The sequence below is a fragment of the Pacificoceanicola algae genome (genome assembly GCF_049341065.1).
Lineage (GTDB): Bacteria > Pseudomonadota > Alphaproteobacteria > Rhodobacterales > Rhodobacteraceae > Pacificoceanicola.
On record NZ_JBMPIX010000015.1, the window covers coordinates 18,000 to 38,805 of the forward strand.

Genomic DNA, 20,806 nt, shown 5'->3' on the forward strand with positions numbered 1-20,806 from the left:
CATACCGGGCGCTGCACGTTTAGTGCTTTTTCTTCTTCGGCGGCATCAGGTCGGTGATCGTGCCTTCGAACATCTCTGCGGCAAAGTTCACCGTTTCCGATAGCGTCGGATGCGGGTGGATCGTGTGGCCGAGGTCCACAGCATCTGCCCCCATCTCGATTGCCAAAGCGCATTCCGAGATCAGATCCCCGGCGTTGGTGCCAACGATGCAAGCGCCGATAATGCGGTCATCTGCCGGATCGAACAGCAGCTTGGTGATGCCTTCGCTGCGTCCGTTGGACAGGCTCTTGCCGGACGCCGCCCATGGAAAGACACCCTTTTCGTACTTGATGCCCTTGGCCTTGGCTTCAGTCTCGGTCAATCCGCACCATGCCACCTCGGGGTCGGTATAGGCGACCGAAGGGATCAACTTGGCGTCAAAGAAGCGCTTTTCACCGGCACAGACTTCGGCGGCGACTTTGCCTTCGTGCACAGCCTTGTGCGCCAGCATCGGCTGGCCGACCACATCACCGATGGCGAAGATATGCGGCACACCGGTACGTTGCTGGGCGTCGACGGCGATAAAGCCCCGATCATCCACCGCGACACCGGCCTGCTCAGCGGCGATCACCTTGCCGTTGGGCTTGCGGCCCACAGCAACCAGAACCTTGTCAAAGGTGTCGTTAAAGCTTTCGCCCTTGTCGTCTTCGAAGGTGACTTTCATGCCGCCCTTGAGCGCCTCAACCGCTGTGACCTTGGTCTTGAGAAAGATATTCTCGTAGCGGCCCTTGATGCGGTTCATCAGCGGTTTGACGATATCCTTGTCGGCCCCGGGAATGATCTGGTCCATCAGTTCGACCACGGTCACCTTGGCCCCCAAAGCGTCATAGACGCAGGCCATTTCCAGCCCGATGATCCCACCGCCCAGAACCAGCATTCGTTTCGGGATATCCTTCAGTTCCAACGCGCCTGTGCTATCAATCACCCGGTCATCTTCGGGGATGAAGGGCAGCGCGACAGGTTCGGAGCCCGCCGCGATGATGCACTGGTCAAACGACACGGTCTTGGTGCCATCGTCGCCGGTGACTTCGATCATGTTCGGGCCGGTGAACTTGCCATAGCCGCGCACGACCTGCACCTTGCGGCCCTTGGACAACCCGTCCAGACCGCCAGTCAACTGGCTGACGACGCTGTCCTTGAAGCCGCGCAATTCGTCCAGATTGATCTTGGGCTTGGTGAAGGTGATGCCATGGGCGCCCATCTCTTCGGCCTCGGTGATGACCTTGGCGACGTGCAGAAGCGCTTTCGACGGGATACAGCCGACATTCAGGCAGACACCGCCCAGCGTCGGGTTGCGTTCGATCATGACAACCTTTTTGCCCAGATCCGCCGCGCGGAAGGCCGCAGTGTAGCCGCCAGGGCCAGAGCCCAGAACGACCACTTCGGCATGGACATCGCCGGTGCCAGTGGCGGTTCCGATGGCGGCAACGGCTTTGGGAGCCTCGGCGGCAGGGGCTTCGGCCTTGGGGGCCTCGTCCTTGGCGTCTGCGCCTTCGAGCATCAGGATGACAGTCCCTTCCGAGACCTTGTCGCCCTCAGCCACCTTGATTTCCGTCACCTTGCCCGCTGCGGGGCAGGGAACCTCCATCGTGGCCTTGTCGGATTCAATTTCGATCAGCGGGTCTTCGGCGGCGACTGTATCGCCGACCGAGACCAGAACCGTGACAACGGGGACGTCGGTGAAATCACCGATATCGGGTACTTTGACTTCCATATCGTTGTCCTTTCTTACCACATCAACTTGCGCATATCGCCAAGCAGCGTCTTGAGCGTCACGGTGAACCGGGCGGCCAAGGCGCCGTCGACGGCACGGTGATCATAGGACAGCGACAGCGGCTGCATCAGGCGCGGAACGAATTCCTCGCCATTCCAGACCGGCGCCATTTTGCTGCGGGTCAGGCCAAGGATCGCCACTTCGGGCGCATTGACGATGGGGGTAAAGCTGGTGCCCCCGATGCCGCCAAGCGACGAGATGGTGAAGGTCGCGCCCTGCATGTCCTTGGACTTCAACTCGCCATCGCGGGCGGCTTTGGACAGGGTCATCAACTCCTTGGAGATCTCGACCAGACCTTTGCGGTCCGCGTCCTTGATCACCGGCACCATCAGGCCGTTCGGCGTGTCTGCTGCAAAGCCGATGTTGTAGAAGTCCTTCTTGATCAGTTTGTCGCCATCAGGATGGATCGAGCTGTTGAACTCCCAGTGTTGCTTGAGCGCAGAAACGCTGGCCTTGATCACGAAGGACAACAGCGTCACACGATAGCCGTCTTCCTTGGCCTGAGTGTCCATCTCCTTGCGATACTTGTCCAGATCGGTGATGTCCGCCTCGTCGTTGTGGGTGACGTGCGGGATGTTCAGCCAAGAGCGGTGCAAAGCGGGACCGGAGATCTTCTTGATCCGCGGCATTTCCACTTCTTCGATCGGGCCGAATTTGGAGAAATCCACAGCCGGGATCGGCGGGATGCCCATGCCGCCCTGTACCGCGCCACCGCCAGCAGCAGGAACAACGGCGGATTTCATCGCCTTTTCCACGTCTTCGCGCAGGATGCGACCCTTGCGACCTGTGCCGTTCACCGTGTTCAGATCGACCTCGACCCGGCGGGCAAAGGCCCGAACGGATGGCGAGGCATGGACCTTGGAGAAACCGGCATCCGTCACCGGCGCGGGGGCAGCAGCAGGTGCGGCGGCGGCGGCAGGTGCCGGAGCAGCAGCAGCGGCTTTCGGCGCTTCCTCGGCGGGGGCTGCGCCTGCGCCGTCGGCTTCGATGATCAGGATCACGGCGCCTTCGGAAACCTTGTCACCTTCGGCAACCTTGATCTCTTTGACCACGCCAGCGTGCGAAGACGGAACTTCCATCGTCGCCTTGTCTGACTCCAGCTCAACAATCGGATCTTCCACCGCAATCGTGTCACCAACGCTGACCAGAACGGTCACCACAGGCACATCGTTGAAATCGCCGATATCGGGAACTTTAACTTCTGTTGTCATCTGTTTTCTCCTCGTTCCCGCTTATGCCAAGCGCGGGTTCGGCTTGCCGCCGTCTATGTCGTATTTCTTCAAAGCCTTCTCGAGGTCCTTGTCGCCCACCACGCCTTCGCGCCACAGATCAACCATGGCGGCAGCGGCGATATGGTTCGCATCCACCTCAAAGTGCCGACGCAGGTTCACCCGGCTGTCCGACCGGCCAAAGCCGTCAGTGCCGAGAACCGTAAACCGGCCCGGAACGCAGCCGCGGATCTGCTCGGCGTAGTTCTTCATGTAGTCGGTGGCGGCGATGATCGGCCCTTTGACACCTTCGAGCAGCTCAGCGGCATAGGCCTTGCGCGGCTCGGCAAAGGGGTTGAGCCGGTTGAAACGTGCTGCATCCTGACAATCGCGGGCCAGCTCGTTCAAAGAGGTGGCCGACCAGATATCCGAGGTCACGCCAAAGTCCTCTTTCAACATTTCTGCAGCCTTGATCGCCTGTACAAGGATCGTACCCGAGCCCATCAGGTTCACATGCTTTTTCGCAGGCTTCGCCGTCTTGGTCATGCGGTACAGGCCCTTGATGATGCCCTCTTCAGAGCCCATCGGCATTTCGGGATGCTGATAGTTCTCGTTCATCAGAGTCAGGTAAAAGAACACGTCCTCCTGATCTTCGAACATCCGTTTCAAACCGTGCTGCACGATGACCGCGACTTCGTAGCTGAAGGTCGGATCATAACTGATGCAGTTCGGGACGGTGCTTGCCAAAATGTGGCTGTGGCCGTCTTCGTGCTGCAGGCCCTCGCCGTTCAGCGTGGTCCGCCCGGCGGTGCCGCCCAGCATAAAGCCCCGCGCCCGGCTGTCGCCAGCGGCCCATGCCAGATCGCCGATCCGCTGGAACCCGAACATCGAGTAGTAGATGAAGAACGGGATCATCGGAACGCCGTGGTTGCTATAGGCCGTCGCCGCAGCGATCCAATCGGCCATCGCGCCCGCTTCGTTGATGCCCTCTTGCAGCACCTGACCGTCCAGCGATTCCTTGTAGTACATCATCTGGTCGCGGTCTTCGGGGGTGTAGTGCTGCCCCAGAGGGTTGTAGATGCCCACAGAGCGGAACAATCCCTCCATCCCGAAGGTGCGGGATTCGTCCGGCACGATCGGGACGACCTGCTTGCCGATCTTCTTGTCGCGCAGCAGCGTCGTCAGGATGCGGACAAAGGCCATCGTCGTGCTGATTTCGCGGTCACCCGTCGATTCAAGCTGGCCCTTGAACTTGTCCAGCGTCGGAATTTCCAACTTGTCACTTTGGGTTTCGCGCTTGGGGAAGGACCCGCCCAGCTCTTTGCGACGCTCGGCCAGATAGGCCTTTTGCGCGTTGTTCAGGGTCACAAAGGGGACGTCCTTTTCAAGCTCCGCATCCGTGACCGGAATCTTGAACCGGTCGCGCATCGCCTTGAGCTGGTCGAACTGCATCTTCTTTTGCTGGTGCGTGGTGTTCTGGCCTTCGCCAGCGGTGCCCATGCCATAGCCTTTGACGGTCTTGACCAGCAGAACGGTCGGCTGTCCATCCGCTTTGGTGGCCCGCATGAAGGCATTGTAGACCTTCTTTGGGTCATGGCCGCCACGGCGCAGCGCCCAGATCTGATCGTCGGTCCAGTCTTTTACCAGCTCCGCCGTCTCAGGGTATTTGCCAAAGAAATGCTCGCGGATATAGGCGCCATCCTTCGACTTGAAGGTCTGATAATCGCCGTCGATGGTTTCATCCATCAACTGACGCAGCTTGCCCGAGGTGTCCTTTTCAAGCAGCTGATCCCAGCCCTTGCCCCAAAGCAGCTTGATTACGTCCCAGCCAGAGCCGCGGAAGTTGCCTTCGAGTTCCTGAACGATCTTGCCATTGCCGCGAACCGGACCATCAAGCCGCTGCAAGTTGCAGTTCACCACGAAGATCAGGTTATCAAGCCCCTCGCGCGCGGCGAGGGAAATGGCGCCTTGGCTTTCCGGTTCGTCCATCTCGCCATCGCCAAGGAAGGCCCAGACCTTACGGTCACCAGCGTCGATCAGCCCGCGATTGTGCAGGTACTTCATGAAACGGGCCTGATAAATCGCCATCAGCGGGCCAAGGCCCATGCTGACCGTCGGGAACTGCCAGTATTCCGGCATCAACCATGGGTGCGGATAAGACGACAGGCCACCGCCTGCGACTTCGGAACGGAAGTTCTTCAGCTCTTCTTCGCTGATCCGCCCTTCCATGAACGACCGCGCATAGATCCCGGGAACAACGTGGCCTTGGAAGAATACCAGGTCGCCGCCGTGGATTGCGGATTTGGAACGCCAGAAGTGGTTCAGGCCCACATCATAAAGCGCTGCGGACGAAGCGAAAGAGGCGATATGCCCGCCATATTCGCTGCTTTCCTTGTTGCGCTTGACCACCGTCGCCATGGCGTTCCAGCGGTTTATGGTGCGGATGCGCCATTCCATCTCGTGATCGCCGGGCATGTCGACTTCGTCATCCGGCGAGATGGTGTTCTGGTAGGGCGTCGTGGACGAAAACGGCAGTTTCGCCCCGGCGGCGCGGGCACGTTGAACGGCCTTGTCCAAAAGGAAATGCGCGCGGTCGGCACCGTCGCGTTCAATAACGTCTTCGACCGCCTCTTGCCATTCCTGGCTTTCGACCGGGTCGATATCCTGGGGAGTGTCTTTCATGTGCCTCTTCCCTTCTTCTGCGCAAGTGAGCGCGATATTGGTTTAACGCTAAACCATATTGAATTTCAGTGGGAGGTGATTGTCAGTCTACCGGCCCCTCCCATGGCTCAGCAAACGATGCGGCGTGTCTAGCAACCCAGTTTACTCTAAGGCAGCCCAAACAGTGCATAACTTCCATGCACCGCGCGCATGGCTATAGTTCAATGTTAAACAATCCACCACAGCCGTGCTTTCAGACGCAATCTTCTTTCCTTCCGGCCCACCATTCAGCTAGGGCGACCGCCGCAAGCCATCCACAATCGCGCCGCCAAAGCGTAATCCCCCGCAGCGATTCCCCGGAACATAAAAGCGCGTGGCCCCTGCCCAAGTGTGATGCCTTTGTCCAAAAGCTCGGTCAGATCGGCGGCGATCTGCGCGGGCGGGACAACCGGATCGGGCATGTTTTCTTCTTGCTCTCTATCATCGACCACTACGGTTTCGAAGGCGTCGAATGTCTCGCGCATCCACGGTTTGGCCGCGTCAGTGACAATGGCCAGCGCGCCCGGCTTCATTAGCCGTGCGTCAAGGAAGGGCGCGCCGGAATAGGTGATGGTGATGGAGCTGACAACAATATCAGCCCCGTCCAGCGCCTGATCCGGTGTCTCGCAGACCTTGGCCGTTAAGCCCAAACCCTCGGCCATTTCGCACAGCGCGTCGATATTGGCCTGCCCCCGCCCTGACAGGCGTATTTCTTTCAACGGGTACAGACCGGCAAACAGCTCAAGATGCGAGCGCGCCTGCACGCCGCAACCGACAAAGCTCATCACTTTCGACTGCGGGTCAGCCAATGGCCCCGCTGCCACAGCTGACAAACCAGCCGTTCGCACCCCGGTGATCCACTCGGCGTCCATCAGTGCAAGGCATTCCCCGGTGTGCGCATCCAGCACCATGATCGCCCCTGTGATCGAGGGCAATCCACGCGCCGGATTGTCCGGGCATACGGTCACAGCCTTGACCACGGTCACATCCGGCCCCTCACCCGTGGCAAGAGTGGACATCATATAACGGCCATCGCCGGGTTGAATCACCGATTTTGGCGTGGTGATCAGCCGCCCCGCCGCCTTGTCGCGGATGGCCTTGCTGATCGCTTCGACAATGTCTTTTGGCCCCAATCCCAACGCTTTGAGATCTTCGTCACTCAGGACTTTGGGGGCAAAGGGCATATTACTCTCCGGGCTTTGTTAGCGGTACAATTTCCGCCTCACCTTCGCCCGCAAGTTCCTCAAAGTCAAAGTTATCCAGTCTCCGCGCGCGCTTGCCCGCCTTGTCGGCGCTGATCTTGATTTCCTCGATGTCCTTAGAGGCCTGTCCGAAATGGCGATCAAGGTTCGCAACGCGGACGCCCAGCCGATCCACATCCGCATAAAGCAGGTGCAATTCCTTGCGGATCGCTCCGGCCTGTTCGCGCATACGCGCGTCCTTCAGAATCGCCCGCATGGTGTTGAGCGTGGCCATGCAGGTGGTCGGTGACACGATCCAGACCCGCGCGGCAAAGCCTTCGCGCACCAGTTCGGGGAAATTGGCGTGCAACTCGGCATAGACCGCTTCGGAGGGCAGGAACATCAGCGCACCATCGGCGGTTTCGCCTTCGATGATGTACCGGTCCGAGATATCGCGGATGTGCCGACGCAACGAGATGCGCAACTGTTGCGCCGCACGGGTCATCTGCTCGGGCGTTTCGGCGCGGCGCAGGGCCTCGTAGCCTTCAAGCGGAAATTTGGCGTCCACGACAATCGGGCCGGGCGGGTTTGGTAGGTGGATCAGACAATCAGCCCGGCGACCGTTCGAAAGCGTCGCCTGCAAGGTATAGCTGTCCGAAGGCAGCGCCTTTTGCACGATGTCATGCAGCTGGATTTCCCCAAAGGCGCCGCGCGTCTGCTTGTTCGACAAGATGTCCTGCAACGACAACACGTCGCCAGACAGTTTGGTGATGTTCGCCTGCGCCTTGTCGATGACCTGAAGCCGCTCCTGCAATTCCCCCAGCGACCGCGCCGTGCGTCGGGCCGAACCGTGCAGGTTCTCGCTCATCCGTTCCTGAACCTCGGCCAAGCGTTGCTCCATCAGTTGCAGCATGGCGGTCTGGCTTGTGGCCTGCGCTTCCGAAACGTGGTGCAGCCCGCCCGCAAGCCTTTCCTGACCATCCGACAACCCCGAAACCCGCTGAGCCAGCGATCCCATCTGATAGGCCAATGGCTCGATAGCGCGGGCCGAACGGCTGGCACCGCGCACGGCAAGGATCAGCAGTATAAAGAAGATGAAAAGCACCGTGGCGCCGCCAAGCCCCGCCAGCACCAAGGGGTCGTTCAGCGCAAAACTCGCTTGCCCGATCTGGATCATGTGCGACCGAACAGACGCTCTATGTCCGACAGTTTGAGTTCCACATATGTGGGGCGCCCGTGGTTGCACTGGCCGGAATGCGGCGTCGCCTCCATCTCGCGCAGCAGGGCGTTCATTTCCTCGGCGCGCATACGGCGACCCGACCGGATCGAGCCGTGACAGGCGACGCGGCTGAGGATAGCCTCGATCTTATCCTGAACAAGCTGACTTTGACCAAGGTCTGAAAGCTCATCCAGAATGTCTTCGAGCAGTTTTTTCGCGTTCACTTCCCCAAGGATCGCTGGCGTTTCGCGCACAGCGACAGCACCGCCGCCGAACGGCTCAAGCGTCAGCCCCATGCGCGTCAGATCCTCGGCCACAGACAACAGCGCATCGCGATCGCCCGGCGACAGATCCACCACCTCGGGGATCAAAAGCGCCTGAGCGGCCACGCCGTTTTCCGCCATCTGGCGTTTTAGTTTTTCATAGACCAGACGTTCATGCGCCGCGTGCTGGTCAACGATAACCATGCCGGTTTCGGTCTGGGCAATGATGTAGTTCTCATGCACCTGCCCGCGCGCGGCGCCCAACGGAAGCGCTTCGACTGGGGCCATGTCGTCCGATGGCAAAACGTCATCGACCAAGCGACCAGAGTATTCCCGCGCCAATTCTGCAAAGCCCTGCTCAGGCGCCTGAGCGGCGTAAGATGCGGCGCGGGCAAAGGAGCTGGGGCGGTCCATCTGGTAGACGCGCGGCGGCACAGGCTCGGGGCGCATGGCGCCAAGGGTCGCATTCGCCACGGTCGAGGAAGCGCGATGCCCCGCTTCGGCCAAGGCATGCCGCAGGGCCGAGACGATCAGCCCGCGCACCACCCCGGGGTCGCGAAAACGCACCTCGGATTTGGCGGGATGCACGTTCACGTCTACTTTGTGCGGATCGCAATCGACAAAAAGCGCCACAGCCGGGTGACGGTCGCGCGACAGAAAGTCGTGATAGGCGCCGCGCAAGGCGCCGATCAGCATCTTGTCCCGCACCGGACGGCCGTTGACGAACAGATATTGCGCCACTGCTGTTCCGCGCGAATAGGTTGGCAGCGCGGCATAGCCCGTCAGGCGAAATTCCTCGCGCGCGGCGTCGATGGGAAGGGCATTCTCGACGAACTCGGCGCCCATGACGCGCGACAAGCGCCCGCGCAGGGCATCAAAAAGATCACCGCTTTCTGGATCGACGCTAAAGCTCACCCGATCATTGCCTCCGGACACATCGCGCAGCGAAAACCCGATCGACGGCTCGGCCATTGCAAGGCGTTTGATCACATCACTGACCGCCTGCATTTCGGCGCGATCGGTGCGCAAGAACTTGAGCCGCGCTGGTGTTGCATAGAACAGATCACGCAGGGTGACGACGGTTCCCGCGTTCAATGCGCAGGGTTTGACAGCCTCCATCGCGCCACCACTGACCGAAAGCTCGGCCGCTTCGGCGCCGCGCGCCCGGCTTTGAATGGTCAGCCGCCCGACAGCGCCAAGCGACGGCAAAGCTTCGCCTCGGAAGCCGAACGAGTGGATGTTGAGCAGGTCGGTCCCGTCAATCTTGGACGTAGCGTGGCGCGACAAAGCAAGCGGAAGTTCCGCGCCCGTCATTCCGCAGCCGTCATCGGTGACCCGGATCAGGGTCTTGCCACCGTCCGCGATTTCTATGCCAATGCGCCGCGCGCCCGCGTCGATGGCATTTTCGACCAGTTCCTTCACCGCTGAAGCAGGCCGTTCTACGACCTCACCTGCGGCGATCCGATTGATCGCAGCATCGTCCAACTGACGGATAACTGGGCGCATATTGGGGACGTGGCTGTTCATACCACAAAACCTAGCAAAGCTGCCGCGATTCTGAAACGGGTGTTTTCGAAAAGTTCCGCGACACTCAAACCTTGGCGAAACGCAGATGGAATACCATCTTCGAAACAATAGACCAAAAGTCTTAGATACTTGGTTACTTTATTTCGGTATAGTTAAGGCGAGCAGTCACAAAACTCGTAGGAGAATATGATGCTAGTGCCGTTGATTACGTTTGAAACCATTGCCAATGTGTATGGCGAAGCCTTTGCCAAAACCTGGTTCCGCCCCTATTCGCCGGTGCGCAAAGTCGACTGACCCTTTTGCGGATTGCGGCGCGCTTTTCCTCCGTCCTTGCCAGATTGGCAGAGGGCGCGGCGCGAGCAATTCCTGAGCGCCTGTAGATTGCCACTGCATTTCCGGCGATCTGCGCCTCAAGTTCCAGACTGACGCCCTTGGGCGCCAAAACTGGCGATCATGGACCGGCTCGGCGGCGTGACACTTCGAGCATCGGCTTGGCACTATATTGTGCATTTCATTGACCTTTCATCGCAGCTTGGGCCAACCCCTCTTCGGTTTTTCGGTAAGAACCGGTGAATCGGACGCCACCAGCATCCTGTTCCGTGACCGGATCGCCGTGGCGGTCGAGGATCAGCATTTTCTCACGCTCAATTGGCTGAGATATGTATACTCAAACTTGTGCGCGAATGTCGTCTGAAGGAGACCCTCACATGAAAAGCGAAGAAGTCGGACAAGCCATATTTGAAACATGGACGGTCGAGGAAGTGGCCAAGGCGATGAAGGAAAACAAAATTGTCCTGATCGATGTTCGCACGCCCCAGGAATACATGTTCGAGCATGTCGAAGGGGCGTTGCTGATGCCTCTGGCCTTTTTCAAACCCGATGCCCTGCCCGGCCAGAGCGATAAGAAAATTGTGCTGCACTGCGGATCGGGTGCGCGGTCTGAAAAGATGGCGCGCTTGGCGATTGAGTCAGGGCTGGCCCGTATCGCCCACATGGAGGGCGGCTTTGGCGCGTGGAAAGGGGCAAAGCTACCCTACATCGGCACCAATATGGCCACCGGCGCACCGCACCGCGTGGATTGATGCCCCCGGCGGCTAACCTGTGTCAAAGCACGGCGCAGGTCGCACGCTTATGGTCGTGGCATCCAATTCCGTCGGAGGAACGTCATGATCAAGGTAACCGCCGCCAGTCATCCGGGGGTGTACGAAGTCGAGGTCTCGGGCCGGGTGACCGAGGACGACTATGAAAACGTCCTCATCCCGGCTCTTGAAACCGTCATCGAAAACCACGACCACATCAGGTTGCTGGTCAAGCTCGACAAGGGGTTCGAGTCGTTCAGCCTTGGCGCCGTGATGGACGATGCGAAAATGGGGCTGAAACATTGGAACGGCTTCGACCGCATCGCACTGGTTGCCGAAAAGGGCTGGATCACGGGGATGGTGCGGGCCTTTTCGATTCTGATGCCCTGCCCCGTCCAGATATTTCCGCTGAGCCATGAGGAAGAAGCCCGCCGCTGGCTGGTCGAATCCCTTGGCGCGATCCACCAGACCGATCTTGGCGGAGGCGTTCTGCTGGTTCAGCTGCACGGCAAGCTGGACCCAGAGGTTTATGAAAGCGAAACCGAGGACATGAATGCCTTTGTCCGCGCCAACGACAGGTTTCGCCTGCTGCTGGACCTGCGGGATTTTGACGGCTGGCAGGGGCTGGCGGCCATCAACCGACACCTGTCGCTTGTGCGCGATCACATCGGGGTTCTGGACAAGGCCGCAATCATCGGCGACGCGGCCTGGCAAAAGCTGGCCGAACGCATCCTGTCCAAGGCCGCCGATGCCGAAACGGAATACTTCACAGCCGACCAGTTCGAGGCGGCGAAACGCTGGATCGCCGCCTGAACTCTGCCGTCAGGCGCGGGGCGCCGCCTGCATCAGACCTTCGTCCTTCAGCTTGGCATGGGCCTCGTCAAGGCTCTGCCAGGCGCGTTCGATCAGCGTGTCGATCTCATCCTTCGAGATGACAAGCGGCGGCGAAATGATCATGCGGTCACCAACATGGCGCATGATCAGGTTGTTGCTGAAACAGCGCTCACGGCAAATGAAGCCAACGGTTCCCGCGTCAGAGGCAAAGGGCGCGCGGGCCGCTTTGTCCGGCGTCAAGGCAAGACTGCCCATCATGCCGACGATCTTGGCTTCACCCACCAAAGGATGGTCTGTCAGAGTTTCGAAGCGCTCTTTCAGGTAAGGGCCGGTTTCGGTGCGAACGCGGTCGACAATGCTTTCGTCCTCAAGAATCCGCAGGTTTTCAAGCGCCACGGCGCAGGCGACCGGGTGACCTGAATAAGTATAGCCGTGGTTGAACTCGCAATTGCCGATCACCTCGGCCACCTCATCACACAGGACGCTGCCGCCGATCGGCTGATAGCCCGAGGACAGGCCCTTGGCGATGGTCATGATATGAGGCTTGATGCCCATGGTTTGCGATCCAAACCAATTGCCGGTCCGGCCAAAGCCGCAGATCACTTCATCGGCGATCAGCAAGATGCCATAGTGATCGACGATGCGCTGAATTTCGGGCCAGTAGGTTTCGGGCGGGACGATCACACCACCAGCGCCCTGCACGGGCTCTGCGATAAATGCGGCGACATTCTCGGGGCCCAATTCGAGGATCTTCTCCTCGAGCTGACGAGCGCGCTCAAGACCGAACTCTTCCGGTGTCTTGTCGCCACCTTCGGCCCACCAATGCGGCTGGTCGATAAAGGCGATTCCGGGGATGGGCATGCCGCCCTGCGCGTGCATTCCTTTCATCCCGCCAAGCGAACCTGAGCCCACCGAGGATCCGTGATAGGCGTTCCAGCGCGAGATCACCCATTGCTTTTGCGGCTGACCCTTTTCGGCCCAGTAGGTCCGGACAAGGCGCAGATTGGTGTCATTCGCTTCGGACCCGGACGAGGCATAGAAAATGTGGTTCAGATCGCCCGGCGCCAGTTTGGCGATCCGTTCTGCCAGCGCGATGGCCGGGACATGCGAGGTCTGAAAGAAGGTGTTGTAATAGGGCAATTCGCGCATCTGGCGCGCTGCTGCTTCGGCCAGTTCATTGCGACCGTAGCCAACGTTCACGCACCAAAGCCCTGCCATCGCGTCAAGAATACGGTTGCCATCGCTATCGTTCAGCCAAACACCATCAGCGCGGGTGATGATCCGCGCGCCTTTGGCCGCCAGTCCGGCGCTATGCGTAAACGGATGCATATGGTGCGCGGCGTCGATGGCCTGAAGCTCTGCGGTCGGGGTGTTGGTGGACAAAGTGGTCATGATGGCCTCCTCAAAAAGGGTCTTGGGCAGAATATGATCAAATTCAGCGCTGTCAATCGAATCGCGCCATACCTGCCCTGAGCGGTACGGCTCCTGGCAAAGACGCGCCCGAGGCGTGGCGGCGACGCCCGGGACCTGACAGATATGGCTACAAAACGGGCATTGAGTCGCGCCCGATTGGATCGCGCCGGTCAACCACCTGTCAGCCCCTGCTTGATCAGATGCATCCCCTGCACCGCGTCATCCGCGATCGCCCGCCCCGCAGCTTCGACATTGCGGTCACGCAATGCCTCGAGCAGGTCTTTGTGTCGGTCGGGAACGTTGCGAGTGCCAACCTGACCGCAAACCATGCGCAGACTCGGGCCAAAACGCAGCCACAGACCATCCACCAAAGACGTGAGAATAGGCGCTTCGGCACACCCGTTCAGCTGGGAATGGAACAGGTGATTTTCCTTGAGATACAGACCGATATCACCCTGCGCGATCGCGCGGTCCAAACGTTCGTCTGTTTGTGCCAATTGCGCAATTGCTGCCTCATCTATCTGCTCTGCCGCCCTTTGGGCCAGCAAAGGTTCCAATGCGACCCGCGCGCCAGTCAACTCCTTGACGGCTTTGACGGTCAGCACGGGCACGACGATTCGACGATTACCCAAGGCCTCCAACGCGCCCTCGGCCGTCAGACGGCGCAGCGCCTCCCGGACAGGGGTCATGCCCGAGCCGAGTTGATCGACAAGCCCCTGAATCGTCACAGCTTGCCCCGGAGCCAACTCACCAAACAAAATCATGTCACGCAGGCGTCGATAGACCTGTTCATGCACCGGAAGCCCCGCGCCCGACACCCCATCTGCCTGAAAGTTCATCACACCCGCACCTCATTGCCCAATCGATATGCCGCGCCACCTTGCGCCGCGTCATTTGGCATGGAAACATCGAAATGGTTGCCAAGCAAGTCAACATTTGATCAAATTCAAGGACCAAGGGGCACGAGACCCCAATGTCCAACGGGAGTACACCATGAAGACTCTGATGAGTTTCACAGCGAGCATCGCGATGATCGCCAGCCTGGCCCACGCAGAAGAGGTGCGGGTCTACAACTGGTCTGACTACATTGACGAAAGCCTGCTGTCCAAATTCGAAGAAGAAACCGGAATCGACCTGATCTACGACGTTTTCGATTCCAACGAACTGCTTGAAACCAAAATGCTGGCGGGCGGTTCTGGTTATGACGTCGTGGTGCCCACCGGCACCTTCCTGCAACGCCAGATCATGGCGGGCGCCTTCCAGAAGCTCGACAAGTCCAAGCTGCCCAACATCGACAACATGTGGGATGTGATCTCGGATCGTACGGCAAAGTATGACCCCGGCAACGAATACGCCATCAACTACATGTGGGGCACCACCGGGCTTGGCGTGAACATTCCCAAGGTCAAGGAGCTGCTGGGCGAAGACGCCCCGATCGACAGCTGGGACTTGGTCTTCAAACCCGAGAACATGGAAAAGCTGGCGGAATGCGGAGTGCATTTCCTTGATGCACCATCCGAGATGATCCCGGCCGCGCTGAACTACATCGGCGAAGACCCCGACAGCCACGATCCGGACGTGATTGCCAAGGCCGAAGATGTCTTCATGCCGATCCGCCCCTACATCCAGAAGTTCCACAGCTCGGAATACATCAACGGGCTGGCCAATGGAGACATCTGCGTGGCCGTAGGCTGGTCCGGCGACGTGCTTCAGGCCCGCGACCGCGCCGCCGAGGCTGACAATGGCGCGGTGATCGGGTATTTCGCGCCCAAGGAAGGCGCTCAGATGTGGTTTGACGAGATGGCCATTCCCGTCGACGCCCCAAACCCGGACGGGGCGCACAAGTTTCTGAACTTCATCATGGACGCGCAGAACATGGCGGCGGCGTCGAACTATGTCTATTACGCCAACGGCAACAAGGCCTCGCAAGAGTTCCTGGTCGAAGACGTGATCGGCGATCCCGCGATCTACCCAACCGCCGAGGCGCTGGACAATACCTTTACGACCACGCCTTGGGATCCAAAGGTGCAGCGTGTCGCGACACGTCTGTGGACCAAGATCAAGTCGGGCACCTGACGCCCTTTACCCGGCCCGCTCCTCTATCACGGGGGGCGGGCCTTACTTCTAGCGGGAACGCTCATGGCCGACAGTGTATTTGCTCCTTGGAATGATCCAAACCAGAAGCCCCTGATTGAATTCCGGGGGGTGACCAAACGCTTTGGCGATTTCACGGCCATCGACGATCTGTCGCTGAAAATATACGAAAAGGAATTCTTTGCCCTCCTCGGCCCGTCAGGCTGCGGCAAGACAACCATGATGCGCATGCTGGCCGGCTTTGAAGCCCCCAGCCAAGGTCACATCCTTCTGAACGGCCAAGGCATCGACGACGTGCCCCCCAACAAACGCGCCGTGAACATGATGTTCCAAAGCTACGCGCTGTTTCCGCATCTTTCGGTCTGGGACAACATCGCCTTTGGCCTGCGCCGCGAGTCCAGGGACAAAGCCGCGATCGAGGCTCGTGTCGAAGAGATGCTGCGCCTCACCCGCCTGTCCAAATTCGCCAAGCGCAAGCCGCACCAGATTTCCGGCGGCCAGCGTCAGCGCGTGGCCTTGGCGCGATCTCTGGCGAAGGCGCCCAAACTGCTGTTGCTCGACGAACCGCTCGGCGCGCTGGATAAGAAACTGCGCGAAGAGACGCAGTTCGAACTGATGGACATTCAGGAAAAGACCGGCACGACCTTTGTCATCGTGACCCACGATCAGGAAGAGGCGATGACCGTTGCCAGCCGCGTCGCCGTCATGGACGAAGGCCGCATTGTTCAGGTGGCCACGCCGGACGTGATCTATGAAGCGCCCAATTCGGTCTACGTCGCGGATTTTATCGGCGACGTGAACCTGATCCGCGGCACGGCGTCCGCCCGAGGCACCTCTGCGCCCGCGCCCGAACCAGCGGCGCCGCAGAAATCTGAAAGCCCTGCGCCGGCAAAGGCGCCGACCAACACGCCGGACCGCCGCCCTCAGCCGAACGCCTTGGGTGAATGGCTGCATGACAACATCCTTGCCCCCGTTCTGGGCGAGCGCGAAAAGCCCCCGGCCATGCTGCCCGCCCCCTCTCCCGAGGAAAGCGCAAAACCAAGGCCGGAAGCCGCATCAGACACCCCCGAAGGCGGGATCGAGATCACTTGGGCCGAAGGCCAACCCAAGGTGATCGCCACCAATGGCGAGCAAGACCTGGATGGCAAACAGATCGTCCTCGCTCTGCGTCCTGAAAAGGTCAGCATTGCCAAAACCAAACCCGATGCTGCCAACGCACTGAAAGGCAAGGTCATCGATATCGGCTATCTGGGCAATATCTCGACCTATCATGTCGAGCTGGCGGGCGGTTTGATGGTAAAGGCGCAAGTCACCAACACCCGCCGGATCTCGCGCCGGGATATCACTTGGGAAGACGAAGTCTGGATCAGCTTCACTTCCACCGCGGGCGTGGTGCTGCAAGAATGACCGGGTTTTCTCAAATACCGCGCACCCCGGATGGGAGGGCCGTCTGATGCGCCGCTTCACCCTGATCGCCGTGCCGTATCTGTGGTTGCTGGCGTTGTTCCTGATCCCCTTTGTGATCGTACTGAAAATCTCGCTTTCAGACGTCGCGCTGGCCCGCCCGCCATATACGCCGCAGCTTGATCTGACCGCTGGCTGGGAGGGGCTGCGCAGTTTCTTCTCGGATCTGGATTTCGAGAATTTCACCTTCCTGACAACCGATGACCTGTACTGGAAGGCGTATCTCAGCTCCCTGCAGATCGCGCTTGTCTCGACCTTCCTTACGCTGCTTGTCGGATACCCGATCGCCTATGGCATGGCCCGCGCCGCGCCCGAATGGCGGCCCACCCTTCTGATGTTGGTCATCCTGCCGTTCTGGACCTCGTTCCTGATCCGCGTCTATTCGTGGATGGGCATTCTTTCGACCGAAGGGCTGCTGAACCAGTTCCTGCTCTGGACGGGCGTGATCTCTGAGCCCCTTGCCATCATGAACACCAACCGCGCGGTCTATATCGGCATCGTCTACACCTACCTGCCGTTCATGATCCTGCCGATTTACGCGGCGCTGGAAAAACTCGACGACAGCCTGCTCGAAGCCGCCGAAGACCTCGGCTGTTCACGCCTGTCCGCATTTTGGCTGATAACCGCGCCGCTTTCCAAAGGCGGGGTGATTGCAGGCTGCTTCCTCGTGTTCATCCCCGCGATTGGCGAATTCGTCATCCCGTCGTTGCTTGGCGGCTCGCAAACCCTGATGATCGGCAAAGTCCTGTGGGAAGAGTTCTTCTCCAACCGCGACTGGCCCGTTGCCTCGGCGGTCGCCGTCATTTTGCTGCTGATCCTGATCATCCCCATCATCCTGTTCCAGAGGAACGAACAAAAAGCGCGCGAGGCCGAACAATGACCCGCCTCCTGATCTTGACCAATACACCTCGGCGCCACCGCTTTCCGACCAAGGGAGGCCCGGCATGAAACGGTTTTCCTGGTTCAACGCCACGTCGCTGACGCTGGGCTTTGCCTTCCTTTACCTGCCGATGGTGATCCTCATCATCTACAGCTTCAACGAAAGCCGCCTTGTCACCGTCTGGGCCGGCTTTTCCACGAAATGGTACGGCACCTTGCTGCAGAATGAGGAATTCCTCGACGCGGCATGGGTCACCGCGAAGGTCGCTTTCTTTTCGTCCTGTCTGGCGACGGTTCTGGGCACGATGGCGGCCTATGTGCTGGTCCGGGCCAACCGCTTTCCGGGGCGCACGCTGTTTTCCGGAATGATCTACGCCCCGCTTGTCATGCCCGAAGTCATCACCGGCCTGTCGCTTTTGCTGCTGTTCATCGGGATCGGGCTGGACCGCGGGATATTCACCGTTGTTCTTGCCCATACCACCTTTGCCATGTGCTATGTTTCGGTGGTGGTGTCTTCGCGCCTCGTGGCCTTTGACCGCTCGCTCGAAGAGGCCGCGCTGGATCTAGGATGCTCAGCCTTCGAGGCATTCCGTCTGGTGACACTGCCGATCATCGCCCCTGCCGTGATCTCGGGTTGGCTGCTGGCCTTTACCCTGTCGCTCGACGATCTGGTCATCGCCAGCTTTACCACCGGCCCCGGCGCCACGACCCTGCCGATCAAGGTGTTTTCTGCCGTCCGCCTTGGCGTCTCGCCCGAGATCAATGCGCTTTCGACCCTGTTGATTTCAATCGTGACCGTGGGTGTGATTTCTGCTTCGCTGATCTCGAAACGGGCGGCGGTGGCGCAGGCACGCGATGAACTGGCCGCCGTGCGCTCCGAATGAGGCGCATCTATGAACCTTCCGCCTATGCCCCGCAGACCGGGTGCTATTGGGCAGAGACGGTTCCGCAAGACCACTGGCCCGAACACTCCGGCGTGCAAAATGCCGAAGTTGCGATTATTGGCGGTGGCTTTACCGGACTGAATGCGGCGCTGACGCTGGCACAGGCGGGCCGCGAAACCCTTGTGCTCGAAGCTGGCACGCCGGGGTTCGGCGCCTCCGGGCGCAACGGTGGTTTTTGCTGTCTTGGCGGCGCCAAACTGCCCGCCCGGCAGATGGCCCGGCGGTTCGGAGCGGAAGCGCCACACTATTGGGCGCAGACCGAGAAAGCTGCGATTGACCATGTCGCAAAGCTGATTTCCAAGCATGAGATCGAGGTCGACGCGCATTCCCGCGGCGAAACACAGCTGGCGCACAACGCGCGGCGCTGGCTGGAAATGCAGCTAGAAGCCAAACATTTCGAGACGGCCCACGCGCTTGGCGCTCATCTGACACCGAAAAAGGCGCTGGCAGATGAGGGGCTGGCCGGCCCTTGGCACGGCGCGCTGACCCTGCCGATTGGCTTTGGCCTGAACCCACGCAAATACCACGCAGGATTGGCGCGTGCGACCGCTACGGCGGGCGCAGAGCTTTTCCAGAGCAGCCCTGTGACCGCGATGAGCCGCGACGGCAACCGTTGGCGCCTGACCACCCCCGGAGGAGAAATCACTGCCCGCCATGTCGTTCTGGCCACCAACGGCTATTCCTCCGAAGATTTGCCGGACTGGCTGCGGGCGCGTTATCTGCCAGTGCAATCAAGCGTGATCGTCACGCGCCCGATCCCCCCCGAGGAACAGCAACGGCAAGGCTGGACGTCGGACCAGATGGCCTATGACAGCCGCCGATTGTTGCATTACTTCCGGCTGATGCCGAACGGTCGGTTCCTGTTCGGGATGCGCGGCGGGCTCAAGGCGACTTCGGGCGCGCAAGCCGCGATTTCGCGCAAGATCAAGGCCGACTTCCACGGGCTTTTCCCGGCGTGGCGGGACGTCGAGATCACCCATGAATGGAGCGGGCTTGTCTGCATGATGCCGGGGCTCGTGCCCTTTGTCGGGCCGGTGCCCGAACACGGCGGGCTGCACGCAGCGATGGGTTTTCACGGCAATGGTGTCGCGATGGGCAGCTATGCCGGGCACCTGATTGCCCATGATATTCTGGGCGCGACCCCGAAAGGGCCATACCCTGCCTTTCTGCGCCAGCCTCCGGGACGGTTCCCCTTGGGGAGCTGGCGCCGAAGCCTTTTGGCTCCAGCCTATATGGCCGCCGAAACTCTGGATCTATAAGGCGGCATTCACCATTTCGCCGACATGCCCGCACGGGCCTTGCCGCGCTTGAGACCAAGCTGGCGTTCACGCCAGATGATGATCACCCCGGCCAACATCACGATGCCAGATCCAATCAGCACCATCGCGGTCGGCACTTCATCAAAGAAAAAATAGCCAAAGAGGATGGCAAACAGGATCGAGGCATAGTCAAAGGGCGCAAGAACCGCCGCTTCGGCATGGCGATAGGACGAAGTCAGCAGGATTTGCCCGACACCGCCGATCAGACCAGCGCTGATCAGTTGCACCAAACCAGCAGTTCCGGGCCATTCCCAGCCAAAGGGGATCGTCAGCAGCGAAAACAGCGTCGCCGTCATCGAGAACCAAAAGACGATGGCGGCTGTCGGTTCGGTCGCGACCATACGGCGGATGTGGATTTGCGCCAGCGCCCGAAGCACCGCCGAGAATAGGATGCAGGCAACACCCAGCGCCGCCGCATCATCCAGACCATCCAGCGTCAGGCGCGGCCACAGCACCACCACCACGCCGATCAGGCCAAGGCCGACCGCGCTCATTCGGAAAAGGCGCAGGCGTTCCTTTAGGAAAATGGCGGCGAAGATCACAGTCAAGAGCGGCGCGGCATAGCCCAGCGCCGTAACCTCGGGCAAGGGAAGAAGCCCCAGCGCGGTAAAGCCGCTGCCCATGGCCGAAACCCCGATCAACCCGCGCCAGACATGGCCCATCGGGCGCTGAACCTTCAGCCCGGTGGACAGATCCCCCCGCGCCGCAAGCCAGGCGATGATGATCGGCATGGCAAAAAATGACCGGAAGAAGACGGCTTCTCCCGGGGGGACGATGTCTGAGCTGGCCTTGATGAGCGAGGCCATGATCGTGAAAACGAAAACCGCGCTAAGCTTGAGCGCGATGCCATGCAGGGGGGTCATGAGGGC

17 protein-coding genes are annotated in these 20,806 nt (G+C 60.0%); 7 read left to right on the forward strand and 10 right to left on the reverse strand.

Translation table 11 applies throughout. The annotated features are described in order from the left end of the window. Positions 1 to 19: 19 nt before the first annotated feature. The 7 genes from lpdA to ACOYQJ_RS18230 all read right to left on the reverse strand — a co-directional run bounded on the left by lpdA (position 20) and on the right by ACOYQJ_RS18230 (position 10,545). The gene (gene lpdA, locus ACOYQJ_RS18200) at positions 20 to 1,753 is read right to left on the reverse strand and encodes a dihydrolipoyl dehydrogenase (RefSeq protein WP_422907425.1); all 1,734 of its coding nucleotides are present in this window, start codon (positions 1,751 to 1,753) and stop codon (positions 20 to 22) included. Between the two features lie 14 nt (positions 1,754 to 1,767). Continuing rightward, the gene (aceF, locus tag ACOYQJ_RS18205; RefSeq protein ID WP_422907426.1) at positions 1,768 to 3,024 is read right to left on the reverse strand and encodes a dihydrolipoyllysine-residue acetyltransferase; all 1,257 of its coding nucleotides are present in this window, start codon (positions 3,022 to 3,024) and stop codon (positions 1,768 to 1,770) included. A gap of 21 nt (positions 3,025 to 3,045) precedes the next feature. Beyond that, positions 3,046 to 5,703, reverse strand: a complete 2,658-nt coding sequence (gene aceE, locus ACOYQJ_RS18210; RefSeq protein WP_422907427.1) for a pyruvate dehydrogenase (acetyl-transferring), homodimeric type — start codon at positions 5,701 to 5,703, stop codon at positions 3,046 to 3,048. A 266-nt stretch (positions 5,704 to 5,969) separates the two neighbouring features. Further along, positions 5,970 to 6,905: an ornithine cyclodeaminase family protein gene (locus ACOYQJ_RS18215; protein ID WP_422907428.1), complete on the reverse strand. Its 936-nt coding sequence runs from the start codon at positions 6,903 to 6,905 to the stop codon at positions 5,970 to 5,972. 1 nt (position 6,906) lies between these two features. After that, positions 6,907 to 8,079: a DNA recombination protein RmuC gene (locus ACOYQJ_RS18220; RefSeq protein WP_422907429.1), complete on the reverse strand. Its 1,173-nt coding sequence runs from the start codon at positions 8,077 to 8,079 to the stop codon at positions 6,907 to 6,909. Further along, the gene (mutL, locus tag ACOYQJ_RS18225) at positions 8,076 to 9,911 is read right to left on the reverse strand and encodes a DNA mismatch repair endonuclease MutL (protein ID WP_422907430.1); all 1,836 of its coding nucleotides are present in this window, start codon (positions 9,909 to 9,911) and stop codon (positions 8,076 to 8,078) included. Before mutL ends, ACOYQJ_RS18220 begins: the two co-directional genes overlap by 4 nt. Before the next feature lie 511 nt (positions 9,912 to 10,422). Then, the gene (locus ACOYQJ_RS18230; protein WP_422907431.1) at positions 10,423 to 10,545 is read right to left on the reverse strand and encodes a hypothetical protein; all 123 of its coding nucleotides are present in this window, start codon (positions 10,543 to 10,545) and stop codon (positions 10,423 to 10,425) included. 73 nt (positions 10,546 to 10,618) lie between these two features. On the opposite strand from ACOYQJ_RS18230, the gene ACOYQJ_RS18235 reads away from it, so the two are divergent. Beyond that, positions 10,619 to 10,993, forward strand: coding sequence for a rhodanese-like domain-containing protein (locus ACOYQJ_RS18235; protein WP_422907432.1), 375 nt, complete (start codon positions 10,619 to 10,621; stop codon positions 10,991 to 10,993). Between the two features lie 84 nt (positions 10,994 to 11,077). Next, complete coding sequence (locus tag ACOYQJ_RS18240) at positions 11,078 to 11,803, forward strand: SpoIIAA family protein (RefSeq protein ID WP_422907433.1); 726 nt, start codon at positions 11,078 to 11,080, stop codon at positions 11,801 to 11,803. A 9-nt stretch (positions 11,804 to 11,812) separates the two neighbouring features. Here the strand turns inward: ACOYQJ_RS18240 and ACOYQJ_RS18245 are convergent, their stop codons facing one another. Both ACOYQJ_RS18245 and ACOYQJ_RS18250 read right to left on the reverse strand, forming a co-directional pair. After that, the gene (locus tag ACOYQJ_RS18245; protein WP_422907434.1) at positions 11,813 to 13,216 is read right to left on the reverse strand and encodes an aspartate aminotransferase family protein; all 1,404 of its coding nucleotides are present in this window, start codon (positions 13,214 to 13,216) and stop codon (positions 11,813 to 11,815) included. Between the two features lie 191 nt (positions 13,217 to 13,407). Continuing rightward, positions 13,408 to 14,076, reverse strand: a complete 669-nt coding sequence (locus ACOYQJ_RS18250; protein WP_422907435.1) for a GntR family transcriptional regulator — start codon at positions 14,074 to 14,076, stop codon at positions 13,408 to 13,410. A 154-nt stretch (positions 14,077 to 14,230) separates the two neighbouring features. Between ACOYQJ_RS18250 and ACOYQJ_RS18255 the strand changes: the two genes are divergently transcribed. From ACOYQJ_RS18255 to ACOYQJ_RS18275, 5 genes are all read left to right on the forward strand, one after another. Next, positions 14,231 to 15,313, forward strand: coding sequence for a polyamine ABC transporter substrate-binding protein (locus ACOYQJ_RS18255; protein WP_422907436.1), 1,083 nt, complete (start codon positions 14,231 to 14,233; stop codon positions 15,311 to 15,313). A gap of 63 nt (positions 15,314 to 15,376) precedes the next feature. Then, the gene (locus ACOYQJ_RS18260) at positions 15,377 to 16,738 is read left to right on the forward strand and encodes an ABC transporter ATP-binding protein (RefSeq protein WP_422907437.1); all 1,362 of its coding nucleotides are present in this window, start codon (positions 15,377 to 15,379) and stop codon (positions 16,736 to 16,738) included. A 46-nt stretch (positions 16,739 to 16,784) separates the two neighbouring features. Next, on the forward strand, positions 16,785 to 17,675 hold the full coding sequence (locus tag ACOYQJ_RS18265) for an ABC transporter permease subunit (protein WP_422907438.1): 891 nt from the start codon (positions 16,785 to 16,787) through the stop codon (positions 17,673 to 17,675). Positions 17,676 to 17,739: 64 nt separating this feature from the next. After that, positions 17,740 to 18,558, forward strand: a complete 819-nt coding sequence (locus ACOYQJ_RS18270) for an ABC transporter permease (RefSeq protein WP_422907439.1) — start codon at positions 17,740 to 17,742, stop codon at positions 18,556 to 18,558. Continuing rightward, entirely contained in the window at positions 18,555 to 19,877 is a 1,323-nt protein-coding gene (locus ACOYQJ_RS18275; protein ID WP_422907440.1) for an NAD(P)/FAD-dependent oxidoreductase, read from the forward strand. Before ACOYQJ_RS18270 ends, ACOYQJ_RS18275 begins: the two co-directional genes overlap by 4 nt. 8 nt (positions 19,878 to 19,885) lie before the next feature. Here the strand turns inward: ACOYQJ_RS18275 and ACOYQJ_RS18280 are convergent, their stop codons facing one another. Beyond that, positions 19,886 to 20,800 (reverse strand): DMT family transporter, encoded by a 915-nt coding sequence (locus ACOYQJ_RS18280; protein ID WP_422907441.1) that lies wholly within the window; start codon positions 20,798 to 20,800, stop codon positions 19,886 to 19,888. Between the last annotated feature and the right edge of the window lie 6 nt (positions 20,801 to 20,806).